23 protein-coding genes, 1 pseudogene and 1 riboswitch are annotated in these 25,779 nt (G+C 66.6%); of the genes and pseudogenes, 7 read left to right on the top strand and 17 right to left on the bottom strand.

Annotated features, from left to right (window positions below; genetic code table 11):
- The 6 genes and pseudogenes from C1H84_RS17680 to C1H84_RS17655 form a co-directional block, all read right to left on the bottom strand.
- Positions 1-259, bottom strand: a pseudogene (locus C1H84_RS17680) (serine hydroxymethyltransferase); the annotation flags it as partial.
- Complete coding sequence (gcvH, locus tag C1H84_RS17675) at positions 259-639, bottom strand: glycine cleavage system protein GcvH (RefSeq protein WP_113608166.1); 381 nt, start codon at positions 637-639, stop codon at positions 259-261. The pseudogene C1H84_RS17680 and the gene gcvH, both read right to left, overlap by 1 nt.
- Positions 640-698: 59 nt before the next feature.
- On the bottom strand, positions 699-1,820 hold the full coding sequence (gene gcvT, locus C1H84_RS17670) for a glycine cleavage system aminomethyltransferase GcvT (protein WP_047119949.1): 1,122 nt from the start codon (positions 1,818-1,820) through the stop codon (positions 699-701).
- Positions 1,821-1,830: 10 nt separating this feature from the next.
- Entirely contained in the window at positions 1,831-4,677 is a 2,847-nt protein-coding gene (gene gcvP / locus C1H84_RS17665; protein WP_181728198.1) for an aminomethyl-transferring glycine dehydrogenase, read from the bottom strand.
- Positions 4,678-4,842: 165 nt separating this feature from the next.
- Positions 4,843-4,940, bottom strand: a riboswitch (glycine riboswitch).
- 106 nt (positions 4,941-5,046) lie between these two features.
- Positions 5,047-5,835 (bottom strand): SGNH/GDSL hydrolase family protein, encoded by a 789-nt coding sequence (locus C1H84_RS17660; protein ID WP_053798675.1) that lies wholly within the window; start codon positions 5,833-5,835, stop codon positions 5,047-5,049.
- Between the two features lie 10 nt (positions 5,836-5,845).
- Entirely contained in the window at positions 5,846-7,003 is a 1,158-nt protein-coding gene (locus tag C1H84_RS17655; RefSeq protein WP_047119951.1) for a serine hydrolase domain-containing protein, read from the bottom strand.
- Positions 7,004-7,266: 263 nt separating this feature from the next.
- Here C1H84_RS17655 and C1H84_RS17650 point away from each other — a divergent pair, with 263 nt between their 5' ends.
- On the top strand, positions 7,267-8,709 hold the full coding sequence (locus C1H84_RS17650; protein WP_047119952.1) for an APC family permease: 1,443 nt from the start codon (positions 7,267-7,269) through the stop codon (positions 8,707-8,709).
- Between the two features lie 87 nt (positions 8,710-8,796).
- On the opposite strand, the gene C1H84_RS17645 is transcribed toward C1H84_RS17650, so the two are convergent.
- Positions 8,797-9,687 carry an RNase H family protein gene (locus C1H84_RS17645; RefSeq protein ID WP_113608165.1) on the bottom strand — a complete coding sequence of 297 codons (891 nt, stop codon included), beginning with the start codon at positions 9,685-9,687 and terminating at the stop codon, positions 8,797-8,799.
- A gap of 116 nt (positions 9,688-9,803) precedes the next feature.
- Between C1H84_RS17645 and C1H84_RS17640 the strand changes: the two genes are divergently transcribed.
- Positions 9,804-10,115: a putative periplasmic lipoprotein gene (locus C1H84_RS17640; RefSeq protein ID WP_047119954.1), complete on the top strand. Its 312-nt coding sequence runs from the start codon at positions 9,804-9,806 to the stop codon at positions 10,113-10,115.
- A 15-nt stretch (positions 10,116-10,130) separates the two neighbouring features.
- On the opposite strand, the gene C1H84_RS17635 is transcribed toward C1H84_RS17640, so the two are convergent.
- Together C1H84_RS17635 and C1H84_RS17630 are read right to left on the bottom strand one after the other, a co-directional pair.
- Positions 10,131-11,249, bottom strand: coding sequence for a glutathione S-transferase family protein (locus C1H84_RS17635; RefSeq protein ID WP_113608164.1), 1,119 nt, complete (start codon positions 11,247-11,249; stop codon positions 10,131-10,133).
- 137 nt (positions 11,250-11,386) lie between these two features.
- Positions 11,387-11,962: an NADPH-dependent FMN reductase gene (locus C1H84_RS17630; RefSeq protein WP_053798680.1), complete on the bottom strand. Its 576-nt coding sequence runs from the start codon at positions 11,960-11,962 to the stop codon at positions 11,387-11,389.
- A 159-nt stretch (positions 11,963-12,121) separates the two neighbouring features.
- On the opposite strand from C1H84_RS17630, the gene C1H84_RS17625 reads away from it, so the two are divergent.
- A complete protein-coding gene (locus C1H84_RS17625) occupies positions 12,122-12,646 on the top strand; it encodes a MarR family winged helix-turn-helix transcriptional regulator (RefSeq protein ID WP_047119957.1) in 525 nt (174 codons plus the stop codon).
- On the opposite strand, the gene C1H84_RS17620 is transcribed toward C1H84_RS17625, so the two are convergent.
- Positions 12,643-14,478 (bottom strand): ABC transporter ATP-binding protein, encoded by a 1,836-nt coding sequence (locus tag C1H84_RS17620; protein WP_113608163.1) that lies wholly within the window; start codon positions 14,476-14,478, stop codon positions 12,643-12,645. The genes C1H84_RS17625 and C1H84_RS17620 overlap by 4 nt on opposite strands.
- A gap of 111 nt (positions 14,479-14,589) precedes the next feature.
- Here C1H84_RS17620 and C1H84_RS17615 point away from each other — a divergent pair, with 111 nt between their 5' ends.
- Complete coding sequence (locus C1H84_RS17615) at positions 14,590-15,078, top strand: MarR family winged helix-turn-helix transcriptional regulator (RefSeq protein WP_047119959.1); 489 nt, start codon at positions 14,590-14,592, stop codon at positions 15,076-15,078.
- Positions 15,079-15,166: 88 nt separating this feature from the next.
- Here the strand turns inward: C1H84_RS17615 and C1H84_RS17610 are convergent, their stop codons facing one another.
- Genes C1H84_RS17610 through C1H84_RS17600 form a run of 3 tightly spaced genes read right to left on the bottom strand, consistent with a single transcriptional unit; the run spans position 15,167 to position 19,212 of the window.
- Entirely contained in the window at positions 15,167-17,104 is a 1,938-nt protein-coding gene (locus tag C1H84_RS17610) for an SIP domain-containing protein (protein WP_113608162.1), read from the bottom strand.
- 3 nt (positions 17,105-17,107) lie between these two features.
- Positions 17,108-18,166: a FecCD family ABC transporter permease gene (locus tag C1H84_RS17605; protein ID WP_113608161.1), complete on the bottom strand. Its 1,059-nt coding sequence runs from the start codon at positions 18,164-18,166 to the stop codon at positions 17,108-17,110.
- Positions 18,163-19,212, bottom strand: a complete 1,050-nt coding sequence (locus C1H84_RS17600) for a FecCD family ABC transporter permease (RefSeq protein ID WP_047119961.1) — start codon at positions 19,210-19,212, stop codon at positions 18,163-18,165. The genes C1H84_RS17605 and C1H84_RS17600 overlap by 4 nt, the downstream gene beginning before the upstream one ends.
- A gap of 20 nt (positions 19,213-19,232) precedes the next feature.
- On the opposite strand from C1H84_RS17600, the gene C1H84_RS17595 reads away from it, so the two are divergent.
- Complete coding sequence (locus C1H84_RS17595; protein ID WP_113608160.1) at positions 19,233-20,030, top strand: MBL fold metallo-hydrolase; 798 nt, start codon at positions 19,233-19,235, stop codon at positions 20,028-20,030.
- 3 nt (positions 20,031-20,033) lie between these two features.
- Here the strand turns inward: C1H84_RS17595 and C1H84_RS17590 are convergent, their stop codons facing one another.
- The 3 genes from C1H84_RS17590 to C1H84_RS17580 all read right to left on the bottom strand — a co-directional run bounded on the left by C1H84_RS17590 (position 20,034) and on the right by C1H84_RS17580 (position 23,337).
- A complete protein-coding gene (locus tag C1H84_RS17590) occupies positions 20,034-21,089 on the bottom strand; it encodes an ABC transporter substrate-binding protein (RefSeq protein ID WP_113608159.1) in 1,056 nt (351 codons plus the stop codon).
- A 188-nt stretch (positions 21,090-21,277) separates the two neighbouring features.
- Positions 21,278-22,603: an FtsX-like permease family protein gene (locus C1H84_RS17585; protein WP_113608158.1), complete on the bottom strand. Its 1,326-nt coding sequence runs from the start codon at positions 22,601-22,603 to the stop codon at positions 21,278-21,280.
- Entirely contained in the window at positions 22,600-23,337 is a 738-nt protein-coding gene (locus C1H84_RS17580) for an ABC transporter ATP-binding protein (protein WP_047119965.1), read from the bottom strand. Before C1H84_RS17580 ends, C1H84_RS17585 begins: the two co-directional genes overlap by 4 nt.
- A 130-nt stretch (positions 23,338-23,467) precedes the next feature.
- Here C1H84_RS17580 and C1H84_RS17575 point away from each other — a divergent pair, with 130 nt between their 5' ends.
- Together C1H84_RS17575 and C1H84_RS17570 are read left to right on the top strand one after the other, a co-directional pair.
- On the top strand, positions 23,468-23,728 hold the full coding sequence (locus tag C1H84_RS17575) for a glutaredoxin family protein (protein ID WP_052772476.1): 261 nt from the start codon (positions 23,468-23,470) through the stop codon (positions 23,726-23,728).
- A 64-nt stretch (positions 23,729-23,792) separates the two neighbouring features.
- A complete protein-coding gene (locus C1H84_RS17570; protein WP_231735906.1) occupies positions 23,793-24,437 on the top strand; it encodes a YqaJ viral recombinase family protein in 645 nt (214 codons plus the stop codon).
- A 95-nt stretch (positions 24,438-24,532) separates the two neighbouring features.
- On the opposite strand, the gene C1H84_RS17565 is transcribed toward C1H84_RS17570, so the two are convergent.
- Positions 24,533-25,630 (bottom strand): mechanosensitive ion channel family protein, encoded by a 1,098-nt coding sequence (locus C1H84_RS17565; RefSeq protein WP_052772477.1) that lies wholly within the window; start codon positions 25,628-25,630, stop codon positions 24,533-24,535.
- Between the last annotated feature and the right edge of the window lie 149 nt (positions 25,631-25,779).

Below are 25,779 nucleotides of genomic sequence, written 5' to 3'. Positions count from 1 at the left end.
GGGTCTCGATGACGTCGACCTCTTCGCAGCCGCCGTAGTAGCGGCGGCCCGGGTAGCCCTCGGCGTACTTGTTGGTCAGCACCGAACCCTGCGCCTGCATCACGGCCTGGGCCGTGTGGTTTTCCGAGGCGATCATTTCCAGGCCGCGCTGCTGGCGGGCCAGCTCGGCATCGATACGCTGCGCGACCTCTGGATCCAGCTCGGCCAGGGACTGGGTCAGCGATGCCGGTGCCAGTGATTCATAAGTCTTGTTGCTCATTACTCGACGTTTCCACCGTTCGCGCTTGCGTAGTCGGCTGCGGAAAGCAGCGGGCCTTCGGACTCGACCTCGACGGTGAACAGCCAGCCTGCGCCGTATGGATCCTCGTTCAGGATGGCAGGGTTGTCCGCTGCTTCCTGGTTGACCTCGACGATGGTGCCGGTGACCGGCGAGTACAGGTCGGAGACCGACTTGGTGGACTCGACTTCGCCGCAGGTCTCGCCGGCGGTGACGGTGTCGCCGACCTCTGGCAGGTCTACGTAGACAACGTCGCCCAGCGCGTCGGCAGCAATCTGGGTGATGCCGATCTTGGCTGGGGACGATGCGTCGATCCACTCGTGCTCGGCCGAGTAGCGCAACGATGACAGAACTTTACTCACGATTTTTCCTCTCCCAAGGGGAAATAGGGGGCGTTAGGCTATGCCCTCTTTGTTTAACGTTACTTGGCGCGCGTGTAGAACGGCAGTTCCACGACAACAAATGGCAAAGTCTTACCTCGCAGGTCGACTTCCAGCTCGGTGCCCACTTCGCTGAAGGCCGCATCGACGTAGCCCAGGCCGACCGGGTAGCCCAGGGTCGGCGAAGGTTGACCGGAGGTGATCTCTCCGATGACGGCGCCGTCTTTGACGATGGCGTAGCCGCCGCGGCCTGCGCGCTTGCCCAGGCCCTTCAGGCCCACCAGCTTGCGGGCAGGGGTCTGCTCGCGCACTGCCTCCAGCGCGGAGCGGCCGACGAAGTCCTCTTCCTTCTTGAAGGAGACCACCGCGCCGAGGCCCGCGTCGAACGGGGTGCGCTCCAGCGAGAGCTCGTTGCCGTACAGCGGCATGCCGGCTTCCAGGCGCAGCGAGTCGCGTGCGGCCAGGCCGCACGGAACCAGCTCATGGTCCTTGCCGATCTCCACGATGGTGTCCCACAGGCCGGCGGCGTCGGCGTTCTTGATGATCAGCTCGAAGCCATCCTCGCCGGTGTAGCCGGTGCGGGCCAGGATGGCGTCCACCCCGCCGAGCTTCGTGTAGGCGGCCGAGTAGTACTTCATCTCGGTGACGATAGCTGCGCCGGCCTCGTCGGCGGCGAGCTTGGCCACGATGGCCTCGGCGTTCGGTCCCTGGACCGCGATCAGCGATTCATCAGCGGAAGCGTCCTGCACCTGCGCGTCGAAGCCCTCGGCGCGCTTGGCCAGCTCGGCGGCGACCACCGGGGCGTTGCCGGCGTTCGGCACCACCAGGTACTTTTCGTCTTCCATGCGGTAGACGATCAGGTCGTCGATGATCTTGCCGGCTTCGTTCAGGATCAGCGAGTACTTGGCCTTGCCGACCTTCATCAGGGCGAAGTTGCCGGCCAGCGCGGTGTTCAGCGCGCTGGCTGCCTGCGGGCCGGAAACCCAGACCTCGCCCATGTGGGACAGGTCGAACAGGCCCGCGGTGGAGCGCACCGCCTTGTGCTCTGCCAGTTCCGAACCGTACTTCAGCGGCATGTCCCAGCCGCCGAAGTCGGTGAAGCTCGCGCCCAGGGCTTCGTGCTTGCCGTGCAGCGCGGTGTGCTTGGTGATGGTTTCAGTCATTGCGATGTTCCTAGTCTTCGAAGGCTTCTGGAGCAGGGCAGGAGCAGATGAGGTTGCGGTCGCCGCCGGCGCCGTCGATGCGGCCCACCGCAGGGAAGTACTTGTCCACCTTGAGGCTGGCGACCGGGAAGGCTGCCTGCTCGACGGTGTACTTGCGGTCCCAACCACTGTTGACCACTGCCGCCACGGTGTGCGGGGCACGGCGCAGCGGGGATTCGGCCAGCTCGTAGACGCCGGCCAGCACTTCTTCCATTTCCTGGCGGATGGTGATCATGGCTTCGATGAAGCGCTCGATCTCTGCCAGGTCCTCCGACTCCGTCGGCTCCACCATCAGGGTGCCGGCGACCGGGAAAGCCAGGGTCGGTGCGTGGAAGCCGAAGTCGATCAGTCGCTTGGCCACGTCTTCTGCGGTGACGCCGGTCTTGGCGGTGACTTCGCGCAGGTCCAGGATGCACTCGTGCGCAACCAGTTCCTTGTTGCCGGTAAACAGGATCGGGAAGTGCTCATTCAGGCGCTTGGCGATGTAGTTCGCGTTCAAGATCGCGTGCTTGGTGGCGCTGGTCAGGCCCTCGCCGCCCATCATCGCGATGTAGGCCCAGGAGATCGGCAGCACACCGGCCGAGCCGAAGGCGGTGGCGACCACTGGCACGCCGTCGCGCTCGGAGTAGGTGCCCGAGGCGTCGCCCGGCAGGAACGGCACCAGGTGCTCGCCCACGCCGATCGGGCCGACGCCCGGACCGCCGCCGCCGTGCGGGATGCAGAAGGTCTTGTGCAGGTTCAGGTGCGAGACGTCGCCGCCGAACTTGCCCGGCTGGGCGAGACCCACCAGGGCGTTCATGTTCGCGCCGTCGATGTAGACCTGTCCCCCGGCGTCGTGGATCTTGCCGCAGACCTCGCGCACGTCGGCGTCGTACACGCCGTGGGTGGACGGGTAGGTGATCATGATCGCGGCCAGCACGTCCTTGTTGGCCTCGATCTTGGCATCCAGGTCGCCGGCGTCGATGGTGCCGTCGGCTGCGGTCTTGACGACCACAACCTTCATGCCGGCCAGCACTGCCGAGGCGGCGTTGGTGCCGTGGGCCGAGGCGGGGATCAAGCAGACGTTGCGCTGCGACTCGCCGCGCGAAGCATGGTAGTCGGAGATCGCCAGCAGGCCTGCGTACTCGCCCTGGGACCCGGCGTTCGGCTGGATGGAGACGCCGGCGTAGCCGGTGATCGCGGTCAGGCGGCCTTCCAGGTCGGTGATCAGCTCGCGCCAGCCGGCGGTCTGCGCTGCCGGGGCGTACGGGTGGATGGAGGCGAACTCAGGCCAGGTGATGGATTCCATCTCGGCGGCCGAGTTCAGCTTCATGGTGCACGAGCCCAGCGGGATCATGGTGCGGTCCAGGGCCAGGTCGCGGTCCGAGAGGCGGCGCAGGTAGCGCATCATCTGGGTCTCGGAGGAGATGGTGTTGAAGATCGGGTGGGTCAGGTAGGCGCTGGTGCGCACCTGGCCCTCGGGGATCTCGAAGCCTTCCGGTGCTGACAGTTCCACGCCGAAGACGCCGGCCAGGGCCTTGACGGTGGCGGAGGTGGTGGTCTCGTCGGTGGAGATGCCGACCTGGGTGCCGGAGACCTTGCGCAGGTTGATGCCTGCATCGTTGGCCTTGGCAATGACTTCCTCGGCGTCCTTGACGGTCACGACCACGGTGTCGAAGAAGGCCTGCGATGCCAGTTCGAAGCCGCCGGCGACCAGGGAGCTGGCCAGCACGCGGGCGTGGTTGTGGGCGCGGGTGGCGATCTGCTTCAGGCCTGCAGGGCCGTGGTAGACGGCGTACATCGAGGCGCAGATGGCCAGCAGCGCCTGGGCGGTGCAGATGTTGGAGGTGGCCTTCTCGCGGCGGATGTGCTGCTCGCGGGTCTGCAGGGCCAGGCGATAGGCGTTGGTGCCGGCGTCGTCGGTGGAGACACCCACCAGGCGGCCCGGCATGGAACGCTCAAGTCCCTTGGCCACGGCCATGTAGGCGGCGTGCGGGCCGCCGAAGAACAGCGGCACGCCGAAGCGCTGGGTGTTGCCGACCGCGATGTCGGCTCCCTGCTCGCCCGGGGCGGCGATCATGGTCAGCGAGAGCAGGTCGGCGATCACGGTGACCATCGCGCCGGCGGCCTTGGCGGCGGCGATGACCTCGGCGTGGTCGGCGATCGAGCCGTCGTTGCCCGGCTGCTGCAGCACGATGCCCGAGATGTCGCCTTCCGGCAAGCCCGCGGACAGGTCGGCGACCTCGACCTCGAAGCCCAGCGCATCGGCACGGCCCTGCACGACCTTGATGGTCTGCGGGAAGATGTTGGAGTCCAGCACGGTCTTGCCGTTGGACTTCTTCTTGTTGGCGCGGCGCATCATCAGCACGGCTTCGGCGGCGGCGGAGGATTCGTCCAGCAGCGAGGCGTTGGCGATCGGCATGCCGGTCAAGTCCATGACCATGGTCTGGAAGTTCAGCAGGGCTTCGAGGCGGCCCTGGGAGATCTCAGGCTGGTACGGGGTGTAGGCGGTGTACCAGGCCGGGTTCTCGACGATGTTGCGGCGGATGACTGCCGGGGTGATGGTGTCGTAGAAACCCTGGCCGATCATCTGGGTCTTCATGACGTTCTTGGAGGCCAGCTCACGCAGGTGGGCCAGTGCCTCGGTCTCGGTCAGTGCATCCGGGATGTCCAGAGCGGCATCTTGGCGGATGTCGGCGGGAACTGCCGTGTCGATCAGCTCGTCCAGGCTGTTGTAGCCAAGGGTCTGGAGCATGGTCTCGACGTCGGACTGACGCGGGCCGATATGGCGGGACACGAATTCGCTGTTCGTGTTAGCAGAAGTCTGCGTGATGGTCATGGTGCAGGTGTCTCCATGGGGATCTGTCTTGGCGCATGCCAAAGGAAGGTCGCTGTCCCTCCCCATCCCTGTTGCACAACCTGAGAGTTTTACGCAGCCGGCCTACCAAACCGGTTGCTTGCACCTTCGGTGAACCGGAACAGGCCGGTTACTTTCCAGAGTTGCCTCTTGATGGCGGTACGGGTGCCTGAGAGTTTCCTGGGGAGGAATTGCTCCTACGGCGCCCGTCCATGGTGTGAACGGGACTCTCCCGCCATCCTTCTATGGCGTCGGTTGCGGGCCAATGACCCACAACACACCTCCCATGGTACCCGCCCCGGGGCCAACTGCAAACAATCTTTCGGCCCCGGAGCCCCTGCATGACGCGCGCTAGCTGCTTTCCGCGCCCAGCCGGATGTAGTCCGGGTATTTTGCGCTCAGGCTGTCCCCCGAGGAAGTGCCTGTCAGGCGGCGTTTGACCCATGGAGCCAGGTATTCCCGGGCCCAGCCGAGGTCCTGGCGCAGCTTCTGACCGCGGGCGTTCACCGCAGCCGCTGGCAGCACCGGAACTTCGATGTCGGAGGACCAATTGCCCTCGGTGACGCCATGGGTTCCGAGCACGTCCAGCACCTTGGCGGCCATGAGCGTGTGGCCGGCGGTGCCCATGTGCAGGCGGTCCACGGCCCAGTAGCGCACGTCCGAGAATTCGCGCCAACGCCAGTAGTCGGCGACCAGCGTGTTGTAGCGGTCGGCGATCTCGCGCACCTTTTCGTTGTAGATCGCGGTCCGCGGGCGGGTCTTGGAGAACAGCGGCGAGTCGACGGTGTCGAAGCCGGTGAACAGCAGCACGGTGATCCCGGCATCGGCGAAGCGCTTGACCATGCTGTCGTAGCTGCGCATCAGCGCCTCGAGGTCGGCCTTGGGCCGCAGGATGTCGTTGCCGCCGGCGTAGAGGGAGACCACGTCGGGCTTCATGGACAGCGCCTGGTCCATCTGCTGGTTGATCACCTGCCCGATCTTCTTGCCGCGGATCGCGAGGTTCGCGTATTCCCAGTCGCCGCGGGCGCACAGCACCTCGGCCACCCGGTCCGCCCAGCCGCGCACCTGGTTGGGGCGCAGCGGATCGTCGTCGCCAACGCCTTCGGTGAAGGAGTCCCCCATTGCCAGAAACTTTGCCATGCTCTTCCTCCTAGCCCTTGGCCTGCATCATTTTGCCGATAACCACCTGGCGCGCCAGCTGGCTGAGCTGCACGCCCGTGGAAATGCTCTTCTCGCCCTCGTTGCGCGACGGAATGTAGGCGAAGCCGAGCTGGTAGGCCGGATCGGCGAAGGCCAGCGAGGAGTTCGCCCCGTCATGGCCGTAGGCGAAGATCGAACCATAGTCGTTGCGGGCGGTGGCCTTCATGAATCCCAGGGCAAAGGCCTGGAGCAGCCCGTTGGTGCGGTCGTGCCCGTAGACGAGCTCCGCGGATACCCGGGACCAGGTGTCCTCGCTCAGGAACCCCCGGGCGGCGCCAAGTGAGGGCACCGGGCCGAAGGAGGCCGCGTAGATGGCCGCCAGCGACTGGGCATCGGCGACGCCGCCCATGGAGGCCGGGCCGAGCCTGCGGACCTGCCGGGAGTTGGCCAGCTCGTGCCAGTTGTAGACCGGACCGCTGTCCAGCGCGAACCCGGAGGCCGAGTTGACTGCCAGGCCTGCCGGGGAGAAGGGGTCGAAGAATGCCGGTTCGGCCGGGGCGGCGGGGAGCACGTCACGGTAGCGCGGTTCCAGCGAGTCGTCCTGCCCGATATACGCGTCCACGCCCAGGGGCTTGCGGATGCGTTCCTCGAAGACCTCTTTCAGCTCTTTGCCGGTGACCCGGCGGACCAGTTCCTCCATGAGCACACCCATGGTGATGGCGTGGTAGCCCACGATGTTCTGGCCCAGCGGCCAGATGCTCGGCATGGTGGCGAGGATCTTGGCATATTCCGAGGAGTTCAGCAACACCTGACTGGGCACCCCGCCGGGGACGCCCAGCACTCCGGCCTGGTGGCTGAGCACTTCCCCGACGCTCAGTTTGCCCTTGCCGTGGGTGCCGAATTCGGGCCAGTAGTCGGTGATCGGGGCGACCGGATCGATCAGCCCGTCCTGGACCAGCAGGGCGATGACCAGTGCGCTGAGCCCTTTGGTGCAGGAGAACACGCAGGTGAGCGCATCCCCCGAAAGGTGCTCCCCCACGCTGTGGCTCAACACCAGGGCGCCGCGGTGGTACACGGCCAGCTGCGCCGAGTAGCCGTCCTCCACTGCGGCACGGTCCTGCAGCGCCTGCGCGAGCGGGGCAAAGTCGTCAGTTATGACCGATTCCATCTAAATCCTTCGAAAGCATGTCTCTTTGCAACTAACACTAGTAGCCGCAGCGGAAATTCGCGTTCTCCGGCGAAATCACGCCTGAACCATAAGTTCCTCAAAAAGCCATTCTCAATAAACGGAGGAATAACCTCCGAAAAAGGCCGGAACGACAAGCATTTATTGCTGTTAGCATAGTGATCGATTTCGCCCATTGAATAGACGACGACAAAATATGTCGCATTCTTCAGCTCGAATCGAAGATTGGAAAGGCTCATCCGCCTATGACTGCAACCCGAGAAGACTCAACTCCAGGCGGACAACCCGCCGAACTCAAGCGGGTCATCGGCCCCAAACTCCTGATGTTCCTCATCATCGGCGACATCATCGGCGCAGGCATCTTCGCGATCACCGGCAAGGTCGCCGGACAGGTCGGCGGCGCCGCCTGGCTGCCGTTCCTGATCGCCTTCGCCATTGCGACGCTGACCGCCTTCAGCTACATGGAGCTGGTCACCAAGTATCCTCACGCGGCGGGCGCTGCTTTGTATATTCACAAGGCCTTCGGCATCCATTTCGTCACCTTTCTGGTGGCCTTCACGGTGGCCTGCTCCGGCATCACCAGCGCCGCGACCTCGGCCACCCTGGTTGGGCAGAACCTGCTGATCGGCTTCGGCCAATTCATCGAGGGCGTGCCGACCACACCCGAAGCCGGTATGTTCGCCGCCATCGCGATCATCGTGATCCTGGCCCTGATCAACCTGCGCGGCGTCGGGGAATCGGTCAAGTTCAACATGGTGCTCACGGTGATCTCCCTGGGCATCATGGCAGTGATCATCTCCATCGGCATCGGCGCCATCGCCAGCGGCCACGGCGACATCAGCCGACTGGTGGTCTTCGAGGCCCCCGAGGACCGCAGCCTGTTCGCAGCGGTCACCATGGGCACCGCCATCGCGTTCTTCGCGATGGTCGGCTTCGAGGATTCGGTGAATCTGGTCGAGGAAACCAAGAACCCCAACAAGACCTTCCCGCGCATCATGCTCATCAGCCTGGGCATCTGCGCCGTGATCTACATGCTCGTCGCGGTCACCATCATCATGGTGATCCCCACCGGCGACCTGCTGAACCCGAAGAATCCTGACGCGGGCATCCTGCTCGATGTCGTGCGCATCGGCGCCCCGGGCCTGCCGGTGGACGCGATCTTCCCGTTCCTGACGGTCTTCGCCGTGGTCAACACCGCCTTGATGAACATGCTCATGGCCAGCCGCCTGCTCTACGGCATGGCCCGCCAGGGTGTGCTGCCGCAGGTGCTGGGCAAGGTGCATTCCAAGCGTCGCACCCCGACGCTATCGATCATCTTCACCACGCTGCTGGCCATCGCGCTGGTGGTCTACGTGAACCTGGATACCGAAAGCGGGATCGTCGGCTCGCTCGGCGGCACCACCGCCCTGTTGCTGCTGGTGGTCTTCACGATGGTCAATATCGCACTACTGGTGCTGCGCCGCGACAAGGCGCCGGAGGATTCCTTCCGCGCACCGACGATCATCCCGATCCTCGGCGCCGCCACCAGCGCTTTCCTGATCGGGCCATGGGCCCGCTCGCGCGCGGACTGGGTGCAGTATGAGATTGCGGGGCTGCTGCTGGCCCTTGGCGTCGCGCTCTGGGCGGTCAACTGGCTGGCCAACCGCATCAACTACAAAAAGGGCAACATCTCCTCGGGGCACTTCTAGCAATCCGCCCCGGCAAAACGGCAAAGGCACGAACCGTGCGGGGTTCGTGCCTTCGCCGTTTGGGGCGGGATGCCCATCGCCTTGCGGCTACTGCTGGACGGTTTCCTGGCGGAAGCGCAGCTTCCAGCCGCTCTCGGTGCGCTGCCACCATGAGGAGACCACGAGGATCGTCGAGCCCTCGACCTTCATGCGGTAGGCCAGCAGGGCCAGATCCCTGTCGACCTCGCGGGCGGTGAGCACCTGCACCTCGCCGGTGGCAGGCAGCTGCGCCCCGGCTTCGAGCTGGGTGCGCACCGTGGCGACATCCAGCAGCCCGCCACCGCGGGTGACTTCCTGGTATCCCGGATGCAGGAAATCGCTCAGCTCGGCGAAGCTGGTGCGGATCTGCGGGTCGAGGAAGCCCAGTTCAAGTTCATAGATCGTGGCAGCCGTATCCTGGGCGGACTTGGGAGCGGTTGCTTCAGCGGGGGCGGCAGGGGCTGCGGTGGAAGCTGCCGCGGCAGATGCCGCTCCGGCGGTGTAACCGGGGCCCGGGTCCGGCGCAGTGCCTTGCTGGTGCGCGGTGGCGGCGGCACGGGCACGGTCGTCGGCAGCTTCGTTCAGGTCATGCCCGGCGTGGCCCTTGACCCATTCAAAGGTGTACTTGCGGTCCTTGATCGCCGCATCCAATTCCTTGAGGATCTCCTGGTTCAGCACCGGTTTGCCGTCGGCCTTTTTCCAGCCGCGCTTTTTCCATCCCGGCATCCACTTGCTGATGCAGTTGATGGCGTACTGGGAGTCGCACAGGATCTTCAGTTCCTGCTCCGGGTACTGGGCGGTGGCGCGGAAGAGTTCGAGGACCGCCTGCAGCTCGCCCATGTTGTTGGTTCCATGGTCCCAGCCGCCGGAGGCCCAGTTCGCCTCGTCGATGTACCAGGCCCAGCCTGCCGGGCCGGGGTTTCCTAGGGCTGATCCGTCTGCCGCTGCGGTGATCGTCATGGCTTTAATCCTGCCACCTGACCTCCCCCGCCGCCTAAAGAGACGTGCGAAGGCTCCGGAGTCCTTGCGCCGCGCCAACGCCGCGGCGCTGGCGATGGTCCGTAGGATGGTGAACTGTGAAAAAGATTCTGCCGCTCCTCGTTGTTGCGACCCTGGGCCTGGCCGCCTGCTCGGGTCCGTCGCCCGACGACCTGCGCCGCAGCGATCCCGAGGGCAGCACCGCGTGCATCCACTACGGCGGCAGCCTGACCGCCCCGGGCGATATCGGGCAGACGAATCGGCAAAAGGCCGCCGAGCATGGCTCGGCGGCCTCCACCGATTCGATCCGCAACGCGGTATCGACAGATGCATCAGGTCAGCCCGTGATCACCGACGACGAGGCGTTTGCCGCGGCGTGCGAGCAGCAGGGCTTCGACTTCAAGAGGTAGCCCGACCGCTGCCGGCTATTTTCCTTCCAGCGGGTACAGCGGGTTGTGGCCTGCTGCGACGCGTTCCTCGGTGCGGACTTCGCCCGGAGCGGTGCCGCCCAGGAATGGGCCGTTGTCCGCCAGCTCGTCGCGGTTATGGGATTCGAGCCAGTTGGACAGGTCCGGGCCTTTGGGCACGATCTGCGTTGGATTGATGTCCTCGTGGACCTTGTAGTAGTGGTCCTTGATCTGCTCGAAGTCCACGGTGTCGCCGAAGCCCGGGGTCTGGAACAGGTCGCGGGCGTAGCCCCAGAGGTTCGGCATCTCGATCAGCTTGTTGCGGTTGGCCTTGAAGTGTCCGTGGTAGACCGGGTCGAAGCGGATCAGCGTGGTGAACAGGCGCACGTCGGCTTCGGAGATGTAGTCGCCCATGAGGAAGCGGCGGGTGGCCAGGCGTTCTTCGAGGTAGTCGAGGGTGGTGAAGATCCGGTCGTAGGCGTCCTCATAGGCGGCCTGCGTACCGGCGAAGCCCGCACGGTAGACGCCGTTGTTGACCTCGGTGAAGATGCGCTTGATCAGCGGGAGCATCTCGTCGAGCTGGTCCTCCATGACCAGGTCCGGGGCTCCTTCGCGGTGGAACTGCTTCCACTGCGTGGAGAAGTCCCAGGTGATCTGCGGGTAGTCGTTGGTGACCACCGCGCCGCTGGGGATGTCCACGATGGCCGGGACGGTGATGCCACGGGGATAGTCGGCGAAGCGCTTGAAGTAGTTCTCCTGCAGGCGTTCGGTGCCCAGCACCGGGTCCTTGCCGCCCTCGTCCAGATCAAACCGCCAGCTGCGCACGTCGTGGGTCGGACCTGGCAGGCCCACCGAAATCGCATCCTCCAGGCCCAGCAGGCGGCGCACGATCAGCGTGCGGTTGGCCCACGGGCAGGCGCGGGCGGCCACCAAGCGGTAGCGCCCTGCTTCGACCTGCCAGAGCTGGGCGCCTTCGCCCAGGGCCGCATTCGGGTGCCCGATCTTGCTTACCGGCTCCCCGTGGGAGAACGCCTCCGGCCGCGGATCGGCAACGATGCGGTCCTGGATGTAGTTGGTATCGCGCGTGAATTCACTGCCCGTGACGTACGCGCCCTTGGTTGAATAGTCCTGCGACATGCTCGATCCTCCACAATCTTTGGCTTGGTTGCCCGCTCTGGGGCAAGTTCTCGGGTGATACGGCAAACGGCGGGAAGGCCTGGTACAAGCTTCCCGCCGTTTGCACTTGAACGCTAGGCCGTTCAGGCAGCGTGCAATTAGGCGCTGACGGATGCGGCGGCGCGCACCGAATTCATGGCTTCGGTCCAGGCCAGCAGCTGCTCGAACATCGGCTGCACCGAAGCGGCGCCCTCCGCGGTCGGCTTGAAGTTCGAGAAGTTCTCGAAGTCGGTGAACAGGGAGAACAGGCCGGTCTTCTGCACGTGGGCTACCTGCAGCTCGGAGAGGATGCCGCGCAGGTGCTCGATGGAGCGGGCGCCCAGGGCCGAACCGTAGCCCACCAGGCCGGCGGCCTTGTTGTTCAGCTCGACGTTGATGTAGCTCAGCGCGTTGGCCAGCGCAGGGGAGACCGAGTGGTTGTACTCCGGGGTGACGAAGATGTAGCCGTCGAACTCGTTCATCTTGGCGGCCCAGGCCTTGGCATGCTCGCCCTGGTAGTTCTGGTAGGCGGCCGGGAAGGCTTCGTCCAGCACCGGCAGGTTGAAGTCCGCGATGTCTACAAGCTCGAAGTCGGCGCCGCCAAATGCCTGCGCCTGCTCCAGCACCCACTGGGCAACGCTGATGTTGTTGCGGCCTGGACGAGTAGAACCGGTAACGATGGCGATCTTCGACATAGTATTTTCTCCTTGGGGAAGTTCGTGCGCCGAACTCTTTAGTTGATGCGTCATCAACTCTTGCTAAATCCAACAATACCAGAGATAATTGATACGTCAACAAATGAGCGCGGACCCGCAGCATGCCGGGTACGCCACGTAGAGAAGGAGCGCCCACGGATGGCTGCCGATGAGACCCGCTGGCTCGATGACAAGGAACAGGCCCTCTGGCGGATTATCCGCGAGTTCCTGTGGCAGTTCCCCAGCGCCATGGACCGCCAGTTGAGCGTGGATTCGAGCATGCAGACCGGCGAGTACTCGGTGCTCGCGGTGCTCTCCGAAGGACCCGCCACCTCCCTGCGCCCGGCGGACATCGCCGACAACCTGCGCTGGGACCGCTCGCGGCTGTCCCACCTGCTGCGCCGCATGGAAGCCAAGGGCATGATCACCCGCTGCTCGGATTCAACCGACCGCCGCGGGCAGCAGATCGAACTGACAGAGGCCGGATGGAAGACCATCCGCGAAGCCGCCCCGAGCCACGTCACCTTCATCCGCGAAAAGCTGTTCGACTCGCTGGACCAGCACGAACGCGCAGCGCTCGAAACCGCGCTGCCCAAGATCCTCGGCGCCCTGGAGACTTGCGAGTCCGACCCGTCCTGCAAGGCGTCCGTCCCCGGCGGCCCGCAGGACTGCGAAGAGGACTAGCCGACCCTGTCGGCGAACTCGCTGTTCGCCACGAGCCGGGCGAAGCGCCCGCCCTGCTCCACCAGCTCGGCGAAGGTTCCGGATTCGACAATCCGCCCGCTATCGAGCACCACGATGCGGTCGGCCCGCAGCACCGTGCTCAGCCGGTGCGCGATCAGCAGCGTAGTGCGCCCGACCGCCAGCTCGTCCAGCGCCTGCTGCACCAGCGCCTCGGTGACGGTATCCAGCGCACTGGTCGCCTCGTCGAGGACCAGCACCTTGGGCCGGCGCAGCATGGTGCGCGCGATGGCAAGGCGCTGCTGTTCCCCGCCGGAGAAGCGGTGTCCGCGCTGGCCCACCGCGGTTTCCAGCCCGTCGGGCAGCGAGCGGATCAGCTCGGCGATCTGCGCCGCTTCCAGCGCCTGCCACAGCTCGGCCTCGCTGGCCCCCGGCGCCGCCCACAACAGGTTCTCCCGCACCGTGGTGTGCAGCAGGTAGCTTTCCTGCGCCACCACCGACACCGCCCGGGAAACCTGCTCGGGGTCCAGCTCGCGCAGGTCGACCCCGTCGAGCAGCACCCGCCCCGAGGTCGGATCCAGCAGCCGCGGAAGCAGCGAGCCCATGGTGGATTTGCCCGACCCGGTCGCCCCGACCACCGCTGTCATGGTTCCCGGCTCCAGCACCAGGTCCAGCGCCTCCAGCGTCGGCGCGGCAGCCCCGGGGTAGCGGAAACCTACCCGCTCCAGCACCACTTCCCCGCGCATCGCCGCGGGATCCAGCCGGCGCGGATGCTCGGGCAGCGGCAGCGCCTGGTCGGTATCCAGGTATTCGAAGACCCTGCCGAACAGCGCCATCGCGGAGATCCACTGCACCGAGATCTGCATCAGCCCCATGACAGGCCGGAAGATGCCTGCCTGCAGCCCGGTGAAGGCCACCAGCGTGCCGATGCTCATCCCGTCGCCGGTGGCCGGCAGCCCCGCCACCAGGTACAGGACCGCGGGAATCACCGCGAAGATGATGCTCATGGCCGCCATGCGCCACCGTCCGGCCAGCGCGCTTTTCATTTCAAGGTCGATCAGCCGGTGGCTGGACTGCGCAAAAGCCGACGCGTCGGCGGCGCCGGTGCCCATGATCTTGGACAGCCGCACCCCGGAGATGCTCAGGCGTTCCTCGATCAGCGAGGTCAGGTTCGACATTTCACGCTGGCGCCGGCCCGTGACGGCGCGGCGCAGCCGGGCGGTCTGCCGGGCCAGGATGATCGCCGGCGGCAGCACCACCAGGGAGATCAGGCTCAGTTTCCAGGAGATCGCGACCATGGCGCAGGCCGTGGCGACCACGGTGGTCAGGTTGGAGGCGATGCTGGTCGCCGAGTTCGTGATCACCGACTGCATCTGGCCAACGTCGTTGATAAGCCGCGACTGCACGTCGCCGGATTTGGAGTTGGTGAAGAATCCCAGCGACTGCTTCTGCAGGTGGGTGAAGAGCCCAGTGCGCAGCCCGTGCATGACCCTCTGCCCCATCAGGGTGGCGCGCCAGGTCTGGACCACCTCCAGCACCGAGGAGACCAGGGCGATCAGCACCAGTCCCCCGGCGCCGGCGAGCAGCAAGTCCACCTCCCGGTTCGGGATGGCGACGTCGATCAGCTCGCGGATGATGAAGGGCTGGGCCAGTCCGATGAGCGAGGAGGCGACGATCAGCAGCACCACCACGATGACCGTGCCCAGATGCGGGCGGAAGAGCGCGGCGATGCGCTTGACGGAGACCGGGTGCTCAGCCAGCCACTTCTTGTCGTCGGCGCTGCGCGCCGCCGAAGCCGGCGGCCTTCCGCCGCCCATTGGCGCCATCGGGTGCATGGGTGCTCCCTTCCACTGGTTGTTCCACTGTGGATTACAGAATAGCAGAGGTTACCTCACTATGTGGTTACATCTTGAAACTGTTCGGGAAAACACACTATCCTTGACCCTATGCACACCGATGAGTCCAAGCCTGACTTGACCGATCTATTCCTGCAGGCGTCCCGGACCATCCGCGGCCGCTGGCGCGACAGCCTGATCCCCGCGGGCGTCACCCCGCACCAGTCCCGGGTGCTGTCCATCCTGGGCCGCGCCGAGGAGCAGGGGCTACGCAACTCCCAGCTGGCTGAGCGCCTGCACATCGCTGCGCGTTCGACCACCGAGGTGGTGGACCAGCTCGCGGCCAAGTCACTGGTGCTCCGCACCCCGGATCCGGGCGACCGCCGCGCTACCTTGATTGTGCTCAGCGACGCCGGCCGGGAGCTGCTCGGCGAGCTCTCGGCGCTGCGCAAGAGCAGCATGGACGGCTACTTCGACAAGCTCGGCGCCGAGGACCGCGAGGAGCTCACCCGCCTGCTGGGCATCCTGAACCGAGAGAACCCCCGCCCTCCGCGCGCCGGGACCTGCAAGCCGGGCACCGCAGACCGGACCGCCAACTGACCCCGTCCCGGCGTGGAATGCGCAGAGGCCCCCGCCTGCCGGCGATGTTTCCGGCGGGCGGGAGCCCCTTCCAGCGTGCGGAGGAAGGCTAGTTCTCCTGCTTGCCCCGGCGCCAGTAGCCCATGAACGCCACCTGCTTGCGGTCGATGCCCGCGTCGCGCACCAGGTAGCGGCGCAGCTCCTTCACGGTGCCAGCCTCCCCGGCGATCCAGGCGTAGAACGGGGCGGACTGGGCCTGGCCGGTTTCCCACAGGATGTCCTCGTCCACGTTGATGTCCTCCGGGTCCGCGGTGGTCTGCACCACGCCGGCGCCCGGGATGGCCACGGCGCCGCGGACCGCGTCGCGCAGCAGCGAGCCGTGCTCCGCGGTGCCGCGCGTCAGCCACTGCACGGAAATGCCCGAGCGGGTGGTGGTGCCCAGGATGTCGGTGGTTTCCGGCACCTCGATCAACGCGTGACCGGTGACGTTGGCCGGCAGCGATTCAAGGATCGCGCAGATGGCCGGGGCCGCGGTCTCGTCGCCGGCCAGCACGATGCGGGACGCGGCACCCGGGCGGAATTCGATGCCGCCATAGCTGTCGTCGGTCAACGCCTTGTTCGGACCCAGCAGCAGCAGCGGGTCGCCCGGCTGCGCGCGGTCGCCGAACTCGGTGGCAGGACCGCCCTGCAGCCGCCCGTCCACCACCTTACCGTGCAGCACGAAGTCGATGTCCAGCTCCGGGGTCGTCCCCAGGTTGTCGCGGTGCCCGGCTTCGCGGAACGCGCGCACGGTGTAGGTGCGCATGTAGCCGCGCTGCGCGGGGTCGATGGCCAGCCAACGCTGGTACCAGCCCAGCTGCTCGGCTGGGCTGGTCAGCGCATCCGGGCGCAGGCTGGCGATTTCGCTGTTCGGCCCGAAGCCTGCCTCCGGGGGCAGCAGCAGCTTGATGCGCATGTCCAGCGGGTGGCTGTTGGTGCCGAAGTCCTCCAGGTCCGCGCCGCCCACGGTGAGCCGGCGGAAGGACGGGGATAGCTGCTGGCTGCGCAGGACCGTGGTCTGGAAGGCCAGGGTCTGCAGATGCTCGCGCGCCGGGCGGGCGAGGTTCGGGTCCGCCTCGGCGACGGCCCGGGTGGCGGCCTGCGCCTCCTCCTCGATCACCGCGGAGTCCTGCTCCAGGCCTTCGGCCAGCGCCCGCGGCTCGTTGACCGGCGCGTCGCCGCGGAAGATGCCGTTGGCGGCGAGCACCGATTCGGTGCGCAGCACACGCTGGCGGCCGATGGGCAGCACCAGCGGGGTGCCTGCCACCGGGTCCGGGATGACGCGGCTGGGCATGCCGAACACCGCCTTGACCGTCTTCTCCGTGACCACCTCGGTGGGGTGCCCGGCGGCGTAGATCTTGCCGTCCTTCAGCGCCACCAGGTAGTCGGCGTAGCGGGCTGCCAGGTTCAGATCGTGCAGCACGATGACCACGGTGATGCCGCGGGTGCGGTTCAGCTCGCTGACCACGTCCAGCACTTCCAGCTGGTGGGCCACGTCCAGGAAGGTGGTGGGCTCGTCAAGCAGCAGCAGGTCGGTTTCCTGGGCCAGGGCCATGGCGATCCATACGCGCTGGCGCTGGCCGCCGGAGAGCTCGTCCACCGGGCGGTCGGCCAGGCCGGCGGTGCCGGTCAGCTCCATGGCGCGGTTCACCGCCGCCTCGTCCTCGGCCGAGAAGCGCTTGAACAGGCCCTGGTGCGGGTAGCGGCCGCGGCTGATCAATTCGCGGGAGGTGATCCCGTCCGGGGCGGTGGGCGACTGCGGCAGCAGGCCCAGGGTCTTGGCGACCTCCTTGGCCGGCTTGGAGTGGATGTCCGCACCGTCCAGCAGCACCTGTCCCCCGGCCGGCTTCAGCAGCCGGGACAGGGCGCGCAGCAGCGTGGACTTGCCGCAGCCGTTGGCCCCGACCACGATGCTCACCTGCCCGGCGGGGATGTCCAGTGACAATTCATCGACGATGGTGACCTTGTCGTAGGCCAAGGTCAGCCCGCTAGCCTGCAAAGTGGCCATGGGTTATCCCCCGTTTCCAGTAGAGTTGGCGCGCACCAGCACCCAAATCAGGAACGGTGCGCCGAATGCGCCGGTGATAACGCCCACCGGCAGGTTGATCTGCGCGAACAGGTTCGCGGCAAAGAAATTGGCGACCACTACCAGTGTCGCACCGGTCAGCCCGGCCAGCGGCACATGGATCGCAGAGCGGGACAGCGCGGCGGTGATCGGACCGGCCAGGAAGGCAACGAAGGCCAGCGGCCCGGTGACGGCGATGGGGATCGCACCCAGGGCCACCGCGGTGAAGACCAGCAGCACGCGGGCCCGTCCCACGTGCAAGCCCAGCGCCGCCGCGGCGTCCTCGCCCAGCTCCAGCAGCTTCAGCTGCCTCAGCACCACCGGCAGCAGGAAGATTCCCGCCGCGCCGAGGCCGATGCCCAGCACCGCCGCGCGTTCCCAGGTGCTGGCGGACAGCGAACCGGTCAGCCAGCGCATCGCGTCGCTGGCGGTGTTCACCTCAGTCTGGGTCAGCAGGAACTGGATCAGCGCCTGCAGCATGGCCCCGATGGCCAGGCCGGCCAGGATCAGCCGAGAACCGGTGCGCTGGCCCGAGGCCGACAGCCAGTAGATCACCGCGGCCACGGCCAGGCCCCCGGCGAGCGCGAAGGCGCTCAGCTTCCAGTCGTTCACGCCGAAGACGATCATCGCGGCGATCGCGGCGGCCGAGGCGCCGAAGCCCACGCCGATCACGTCGGGGCTGGCCAGCGGATTGCCCAGCCAGCGCTGGAAGAGCGCGCCGGAGATGCCCAGCCCGGCCCCGGCCAGCGCCCCGACCACCAGCCGCGGCAGCCGGTCCTCCATGAGGATGAAGCTGGTGCCGGGCACGCTCGCCCCGCCCAGCACCTGCAGGACCTCGTCCACCGGGAGCCGGTCGCGGCCCCAGAAGATGTAGGCGGCGGCGGTGGCCAGCAGCACCAGGAGCATCCACAGCGCCGCGATGCGCACCCGTGCGGAGCGGCGGGCCGCGACGCCGGTGGGCCGCCCCGGCTCGTGCCGCCGCGTGGACTGCTCGATGGCGCTCATAGCTTCACCGACTTCATGCCGCTGCGCATCATGATGATGAAGATCGGCCCGCCGAGCATGGCGCACATGACACCGACCTGGATCTCGCTTGGCGGGAGGACCAGCCGTCCGGCGGTGTCCGCGAGCAGCAGCAGGATCGGCCCTGCAAGCAGGCTGGCGGGCATGATCCAGCGGTAGTCCCCGCCCACCAGCAGGCGCACCGCATGCGGGATCATCAGGCCGACGAAGGCGATGGGCCCGGCCACGGCGGTGGCGGTGCCGGCCAGCAGCACCACGCCGACCGAGCCGAGCAGGCGCGCACGGTTCACGTTGATGCCCAGGGCGATCGCGGTGTCCTCGCCCATGGCCACGGCGTTGCAGGCGCGGGCGGTGGACAGCACAACCAGCGCGCCGACGGCGATGACCGGCACTGCCAGCAGGTAGGTTTCTAGGCTTCCGCCGGACAGCGAGCCGATCTGCCACATGCGGAATTCATCCAGCGTGGACTTGGAGATCATCAGAATGGTGTTGGTGATCGAGCCGACGCCCACGGCCAGCGCCGCACCGCCCAGGGCGAGCTTGATCGGGGTGGCGCCCTCGCGCCCCACGCTGGCGACCACGTAGACCAGCGTCATGACCAGCGCCGCGCCGAGGAAGGCCGCCGCCATGACCAGCGGCAGCGAGGCCGCCCCGGCGAGCGCGACCACAACCACCACGGCCAGCGAGGAGCCGGCGTTCAGGCCCAGGATCCCGGTGTCCGCCAGCGGGTTGCGGGTCAGCCCCTGCAACCCGGCGCCGGCCAGGCCCAGGGCGGCGCCCACCACGATGGCCCCGACGGTGCGCGCCATTCGTGATTGCACCACCACTTGGTCCCCGTCTGCGGGGTCGACATTGGACAACGCGGCCAGCACGCTGTCCAGGCCGACGTTGCGGGCCCCGAGCAGCAGCGAAGCGAGGACGGCAGCTGCCAGCACCAGCACCAGCAGCGCGAGGGCACCGAGTTTGCCTCCCAGCCCGGGGCCGGAACGTTGCGCTGCGGGGCGCAATGTACTTTCGGTTGCGGTCATTGCTTCCTACACTCGTTGTCATGGATCATGTTTCTGCGCCCACAGTTCTGGCGCCCGGCATTGCCGTGCTGCGTGCCGACAACCCTTCGGAAATGACGCTCGACGGGACCAATACCTATCTGCTGTTCGCCCCCGAGGCGAGCCTTGCGCCCGGGACCCCGGTGATCGTGATCGATCCCGGCCCCGAGCTGGAGCCGCACCTGCAGGCGCTGGCCACCTACGACGTGCAGCTGGTGCTGATCACGCACCGCCATCCGGACCACACCGAGGGCATCGACCGCTTGAGCGAACTGACCGGGGCCCCGGTGCGTGCCTTCCTGGAGCAGTTCTGCCGCGGGGCCGAGGTGTTCGCGGACCGGGAGGCCATCGAGGCTGCCGGCACCGCGGTGCGGGTGGAATTCACTCCCGGGCACACCTCGGACTCGGTCTGCTTTGTGCGCATCGGCGCCGAGGAGCACCTGTTCACCGGGGATACCGTGCTGGGCCGGGGCACCACCATCCTGGAGCACCCCGATGGAACGCTGTACGACTACCTGTCCTCGCTGGAGCGCCTGCTGGAGCTGCCGGACATGCCGCTGCATCCCGCCCACGGCGAGCAGCACCGGCAATCCCACCCGCTGCTGGAGGGATACCTGGCGCACCGGGAGGACCGACTGAACCAGGTGCGCGCCGCGCTGGAGAAGCTCGGCAAGGCCGGGGCGGACGCAAAGCCAGCAGAGCTGCTGGATCTGGTCTACCCCGACCTTGACCCGCGCCTGGCCGGCGCGGCGAGTCATTCCCTTGAGGCGCAATTGCACTACTTGTCGCGAACTGCCTAAGGGCTACTTGGCGGCCGCCGCGTTCTCGGCGGCCTTCACGATATTCGGCACCACGTGCTCCAGCGCCCATTCGATGGACAGCGGGGAGGCCGCGGAGATGGACAAGGTGGCCTGGTCGGTACCCGGCAGGGCCACCGCGTCATTCTTCACAGCGGGGATCTGGCCGTACAGCGGCTGAGCCTTGACGATGTCGTCCACGGAGTTTCCTGCCACGGCGGAGGCGAAGACGACGTCCGCGTCCCATTCGTTGACCTTTTCCGGGGAAACGGTGAAGTAGAAGGCGTCCTTGGCGGCGTTCTCATCCACATACGGCGCCTGCTTCATGCCCAGCGCGGTCAGGAATCGCGGACGGGTGTCCCCGGTGGAGTACACGTAGGAGGTCTCCGGCGAGGAGAGGTCGGCCGCGATGAAGGTGGAATCCTTCAGCACCGGGTTCTGGTCCCCCACGGCCGCCATCTTGCCCTCGATCTCCGAGATCAAGGCGGTGGCCTGGTCCTGCTTGCCCAGCATCTGGCCCGCCGCTTCGGTGGCGTCCTGCCAGCTAGTGGTGTAGTTGGCTTCGATCGGCCCGACGACCTTGGCGATCTTTTCCAGCTTTTCGTATTCTTCCTGCGTCATGCCCGAGTACGGGGCGAAGATGACGTCCGGCTTGAGCTCGGCGATGCCGGTGAAGTCGATGCCGTCGGCGATGTCGAACTGCTTCGGGGCCTTCTCGGAGCCGATGGACGCGCCCAGCTCGGCCAGCGCGGCGTCCTTCCAGTCCGTGGAGTTGTTGGCGTTCTGCCCGTAGGTGTCGGTGTCCATGCCGGCCGGCACGGTGTCCAGTGCCAGCAGGGTGTCGGCGTTGACCCAGGAGATGGTCGCGATGGTTTCCGGCACCTCGGTGATTTCGGTTTCCCCGTAGATGTTCTTGATGGTCACCGGGCTGAAGTCTGCCGAGGCCGACGGCACGGCCGAGGAATTGGCGCCGGGTTCGGCGCTGGAGCCGCAGGCGGTCAGGCTCAGGGCGAGGATGGCGGCGGAGGCGGCGAAGATGCCGGTGCGGCGCGAGATATTCATGGGCGGGGTTATCCAGACTATGCGAGGTTCCGTGAACTGTGAATTCGAATAGGTAAGGCATGCCTACCCGAACCACAGGTCACAATACGCGTTTTCGTCCGCATTACGCAACACGGTTAATCCCTAATCGGAGAAAATCTGGGCTTTTCGGGTATCCGTCCCCTACCTTGGAGCCCCGGAAATACCTGCTAGACGCGCTCGGCGAGCAGCCGGCGGGGGTTGGCCACGCTGATGGCCGCGCGGATCAGCACCAGGCCCAGCACCACGGCCAGGATGACCACCAGCACCGTCAGCGGCTTGATCAGCACCGCAACGCCGGCCAGCGGCAGGACCAGCACCACCGAGGCGTTGGCAAAGCCGATCGAAGCGGTCAGCGCCGGGATCATCAGCGATTTGGTACGGGCCGCATTCATCACCTCGTAGCCCATGCCCAGCTTGTGCAGTCCGTCGTAGAGGTCCGCGCGGTCCAGGGTGCTGGCGCTCTGCGAAATCGAGGCCGACGCGGCCACGCAAACAAAAGTAATAACCAGGGTCAGCAGCACCCCGGTGAGGATGTCCTGCGGCAGGTAGTCGAACCAGGTGCCGGTCGACTCCTGACCGTTGCCCATGCTCATCAGCGCCGCCCCGCTGCCGCCGACCACGGCGACGAAGGAGGCCATCGCGACGCCTGACACCTGGCGCCAGGATTCGCCGGGGTTCTCCAGGATCATGCGGGCCGCCAGCAGCTGCTCCGGCTTGACCGCCTTCTTCAGCTTGCTCCGCCCGACCGTGGCCACCAGCCACGGCCCTGCCAGGTTCAGCACCAGCAGGCCGAAGCCGAAGCCCAGGATGATCACCGCGATGATGGTGCCGAATTCCTGGCTCACCACACCGATGTTGGTGAAGACGAAGTAGAGCAGCGCCACCGAGCCCAGCGTGACCAGCACCCGGATCCAGCTGGGCACCGGCACGCTTTGCCGGGTGGCCACGGCCAGCGGGGTGATGATGAGCTTGCGCAGCCCGGCCAGCGAGCTGATCACCGCCAGCAGCACGATGACCACCACCGCGATGGCCACCGCCCACCAGGGCAGGTAGATGGCGTCACCCAGCGGCGCGCCCTGGAAGCGGATCATCGCCACCAGCGGCGAGGAGGCCAGGTACAGCACCACGCCCGCCAAGGCCCCGGCCAAGGCGGTGCCGGCGGCCTGCAGCAGCGAGACGCTGCGGATCTGGCCGCCGGTCGCGCCCAGCAGCCGCAGAGAGGACAACGCGCGGTCCTGCGTGCGCGCCGACAGCCGGGCAGCGGCCGAGCCGAGCACCATCAGCGGCACGGCCAGCAGCACCACCGCGAATCCCGCCAGCGGCAGGTAGGTCGCCTGGGCTTCGCGTTCGAAGCTGGTGAACGAGTAGGCGCCGCCCAGCACGATCAGCAGCATCGCGCTGACCATGGCGTAGGCGCTGACGGTCAGGATCTGCGACGAGCTGCGCGTCGAGGAGGGACGGCCCAGCATCCAGGCCAGGTGCACCGAATTCATGACCAGGCTCCTGCCTGGCGCTCCTGGCGCGCCGTGCCGTCCAGCAACCGGCCGTCGCTCAGGTGCACGATCCGGTCGCAGCGTTCGGCCACCGTGCGGTCGTGGGTGACCATGACCAGCGACTTGCCGGCGCCGACGGTGCAGTCCAGCAGGGTTTCCAGCACCTCGGCGCCGGTGGCCGAGTCCAGCGCTCCGGTCGGCTCGTCGGCGAAGACCACGCTGGCACCGGTCACCTGGGCGCGGGCGATGGCCACACGCTGCTGCTGGCCGCCGGAGAGCTGCCCGATGCGGCGCTCCTCCATGCCCGCCAGCCCCAGCTGCGCCAGCGCCCGGGCGGCGCGGTCCATCGCGTTGGAACGCGGCACAGCGTTGATCATCAACGCCATGGCCACGTTCTCAATGGCTGTCAGCTCCGGGATCAGCAGCCCGGATTGGAATACGAAGCCGAAGGCCTCGCGGCGCAGCTTGGTGCGGGGCTTGTCCTTGAGCGATTCGATCTGCACCGGGGCGCTCCCCGGCAAATTCAGCGTGATCTGCCCGGAGTCCGGCAGGTCGATTCCGGCCAGCGCGTGCAGCAGGGTGGACTTGCCGGATCCCGACGGGCCCATGATGGCCAGCGACTGGCCCAGCTGGATGTCGAGGTTCACGTTGTCCAGGGCAGCGGTGCTGCCGAAGTTGCGGTACAGGCCGCGGGCGGAGATGACTGCCGGGCGTCCCAAGGAATTTTCTAGCATGCTTCCATGTTTTCAATGTCGGCGGCCGGGCGCATCGTCTCGGGGAGCGAAACCGGCCGGCCCGGGCACATACCCTGGTATGAGGCCCGCACCTCGCGCTCCATCCCCCGGCAGGAGGAACACCGGATCCATGAAGCTGGAACTGTACTCGCAGCCGTTCTGCGCGCCCTGCGTCAGCACCAGGTCGCTGGTCCGCCGCGTCCAGCGGCTGCTGCCGGACCTGGAGGTCGAGGAAATCAACGTGGTCGAGCAGGTGCGGCGCGGCGAGGAGCTGGGCATCACTTCGACCCCGGTGATCCGCCTGCTGGTCGACGGGCAGGAGCGGTTCCGCGGCGGGCAGCCGCCCACCCTGAACCAGCTGCTGGCCGCCATCGCCCGCGCCAGCGACTAGCCTCACGCGGGATTGGATGCGCAGATGCACGGTTGCGCCCCTTTTGTGGGGGAGAATAGAGCACGTGATTACAGTGCCCGGTGTCAGCCATGAATGCTTCGAACGAGTTCTCGCCGATTCGTCCAACCGCATCGAGTGGCTCCGGGCCCGGTCGCAGGGCATCACCGCGACCGACGTGGCCAAGCTTTCCACCGAGAAGTCGATCAAGAACGCCGCATGGGACAAGCTCTACGGCAACGGCTTCTCCGGGAACCCCTACACGGACCACGGCCGCAAGCGCGAGCCGGTGATCGCCGCCTGGGTCCAGGAGAACTTCAACATCTTCCCTTCCACCCAGCTGTTCCACGCCCAGCACTCCCGACTGCACTTGGCCACCCCCGACGGCCTCGGGTTCGACGCGGCAGGGGTGCCGGTGCTCGCGGAAATCAAGACCACCAACAAGCCGTTCAAGAAGATCCCGAAGAACTACCTGCGCCAGGTGCTCTGGCAGCAGCACGTCATCGGTGCCGAGCGCACCCTGTTCGTCTGGGAGGAGCACGACAACTTCGTCCCGCTGCGCGACACCCCGGAGTACCTGTGGGTCGAACGCGATGACGACCTCATCCGGGACCTGATCGACAAGGCCGAGTCGCTGATCTCGGCCCTGCGCGACGCCACCGCCCGGCAGCAGCGCTACAACGACTACGGGCCGGCCGCGCTACGGCTCTAGTCCAGGCCGGCCGCCTCAGCCGTCCTCGTAGCCGCAATGGCCCCGTGGAACGCACCGCAGAAGCGGCGGTTCCACGGGGCCATCTGCATATATCGCTACACGGTCGGGGCGTTTGGCAGCGTGCGCGGATCCGGCAGGCATTCGGGATAGCTCTGCACCAGTTCGCCCAGCAGCTTCTCGCGGACCATGTTGCGCAGCTCCCACAGGTCCGAGGGGTTGCGCGCCGATAAAAATATGGTCAATGTCTGCAGGCCGCCCTGGACGTCGGTCACGTTTAGGGCATTGGTGCGGCCGTCCCACCAATCGGAGGATTCAAGCAGTTCGGTGGTGCGCTGGCGCAGGTACTCGATCGGGGCGTTCAGCTTCAGCTGCAGCACCACATTGCCGGAGATCTCGCTGCTGCGGCGCGACCAGTTCTCGAACGGGGTGGTGGTGAAGTAGGTGGAAGGCAGGATCATGCGACGCCCGTCCAGCAGCAGCACCACCACGTAGGACAGGGTGATTTCCTCGACCGTGCCGCGTTCTTCTTCCACCACCACGGTGTCCTCCACGCGGATCGAATCGGTGAACGCGATCTGGATGCCGGCGAAGACATTGGCCAACGTGGACTGCACGGCCAGGCCGACAACCACCGAAGCCAGGCCGGCGGAGGCGAGAATACCGGCGCCCAGCGCCCTGACCTGCTCGATGGACAGGAGCACCGCCCCGATCGCCAGCACGCACAGCACCGCGGTCAGCACCCGGCGCAGCAGGCCCACCTGGGTGCGTACCTTGGCCAGCTTGCGTCCCGGACCGAACCTGACTTCCACCCGGGTCAGCACCGAGGTCTCGATGACCTTGACGACGCTGATGATGAACCAGGTGAGGAAGAAGATCAGCAAGGCGAGGATGACAAACTGCCAGGCGTTGTACCAGGGCCTGTCCCGGTAGAAGATCGAGAACACCGATTTGACGACGATCGAGGTCATCGTGGCGAAGAACGGAGTCCTGGTCGGTTTCACGGTCCCGGCCGGAATGCCCATGCGCGAAAGGATGCGGCGCGCGACGCCGCTGAAGACGACCGTCAGGATCCCGGCAACGACTGCACCAATAGCTATAACCACCCAGAATTGCAACGATTCGGGTAGGAAGCTTGAGGCCTGAATGACATCTTCAACAGTTTCGTCGATGGGTGCGGTAGGTGTTGGAGTCATCCTTAAAGCATGTCATAGGGCTCTGGCCGGGAGCTGTGTAGCCGCTTGTGTCATTCCGAACTTCTCGGCCTCCGTCACAGATCAATATCGGTATCGTTCCGTTTTCTCCAGACTCTTGCCTTTTCCCCGGCCGCGGCGCTTTAGTAGTG

The sequence above is a fragment of the Glutamicibacter soli genome, assembly GCF_003309065.1.
In the GTDB taxonomy this organism is placed as follows: domain Bacteria; phylum Actinomycetota; class Actinomycetes; order Actinomycetales; family Micrococcaceae; genus Glutamicibacter; species Glutamicibacter soli.
The sequence above is the reverse complement of the archived record's forward strand: the minus strand, read 5'-3'. Positions and strand labels throughout refer to the sequence as shown.

Coding starts and splice junctions, on each gene's coding strand:
- C1H84_RS17645 (WP_113608165.1), bottom strand. CDS start 9,687: ATGACGATCACCGCAGCGGCAGACGGATCAGCCCTAGGAAACCCCGGC.
- C1H84_RS17630 (WP_053798680.1), bottom strand. CDS start 11,962: ATGTCGAAGATCGCCATCGTTACCGGTTCTACTCGTCCAGGCCGCAAC.
- C1H84_RS17610 (WP_113608162.1), bottom strand. CDS start 17,104: ATGGCCACTTTGCAGGCTAGCGGGCTGACCTTGGCCTACGACAAGGTC.
- C1H84_RS17565 (WP_052772477.1), bottom strand. CDS start 25,630: ATGACTCCAACACCTACCGCACCCATCGACGAAACTGTTGAAGATGTC.
- C1H84_RS17590 (WP_113608159.1), bottom strand. CDS start 21,089: ATGAATATCTCGCGCCGCACCGGCATCTTCGCCGCCTCCGCCGCCATC.
- gcvT (WP_047119949.1), bottom strand. CDS start 1,820: ATGACTGAAACCATCACCAAGCACACCGCGCTGCACGGCAAGCACGAA.
- C1H84_RS17655 (WP_047119951.1), bottom strand. CDS start 7,003: ATGGAATCGGTCATAACTGACGACTTTGCCCCGCTCGCGCAGGCGCTG.
- C1H84_RS17595 (WP_113608160.1), top strand. CDS start 19,233: ATGGATCATGTTTCTGCGCCCACAGTTCTGGCGCCCGGCATTGCCGTG.
- C1H84_RS17625 (WP_047119957.1), top strand. CDS start 12,122: ATGGCTGCCGATGAGACCCGCTGGCTCGATGACAAGGAACAGGCCCTC.
- C1H84_RS17615 (WP_047119959.1), top strand. CDS start 14,590: ATGCACACCGATGAGTCCAAGCCTGACTTGACCGATCTATTCCTGCAG.
- C1H84_RS17620 (WP_113608163.1), bottom strand. CDS start 14,478: ATGCACCCGATGGCGCCAATGGGCGGCGGAAGGCCGCCGGCTTCGGCG.
- C1H84_RS17575 (WP_052772476.1), top strand. CDS start 23,468: ATGAAGCTGGAACTGTACTCGCAGCCGTTCTGCGCGCCCTGCGTCAGC.
- C1H84_RS17600 (WP_047119961.1), bottom strand. CDS start 19,212: ATGACCGCAACCGAAAGTACATTGCGCCCCGCAGCGCAACGTTCCGGC.
- gcvP (WP_181728198.1), bottom strand. CDS start 4,677: ATGACCATCACGCAGACTTCTGCTAACACGAACAGCGAATTCGTGTCC.
- C1H84_RS17650 (WP_047119952.1), top strand. CDS start 7,267: ATGACTGCAACCCGAGAAGACTCAACTCCAGGCGGACAACCCGCCGAA.
- C1H84_RS17605 (WP_113608161.1), bottom strand. CDS start 18,166: ATGAGCGCCATCGAGCAGTCCACGCGGCGGCACGAGCCGGGGCGGCCC.
- C1H84_RS17635 (WP_113608164.1), bottom strand. CDS start 11,249: ATGTCGCAGGACTATTCAACCAAGGGCGCGTACGTCACGGGCAGTGAA.
- C1H84_RS17580 (WP_047119965.1), bottom strand. CDS start 23,337: ATGCTAGAAAATTCCTTGGGACGCCCGGCAGTCATCTCCGCCCGCGGC.
- C1H84_RS17660 (WP_053798675.1), bottom strand. CDS start 5,835: ATGGCAAAGTTTCTGGCAATGGGGGACTCCTTCACCGAAGGCGTTGGC.
- C1H84_RS17585 (WP_113608158.1), bottom strand. CDS start 22,603: ATGAATTCGGTGCACCTGGCCTGGATGCTGGGCCGTCCCTCCTCGACG.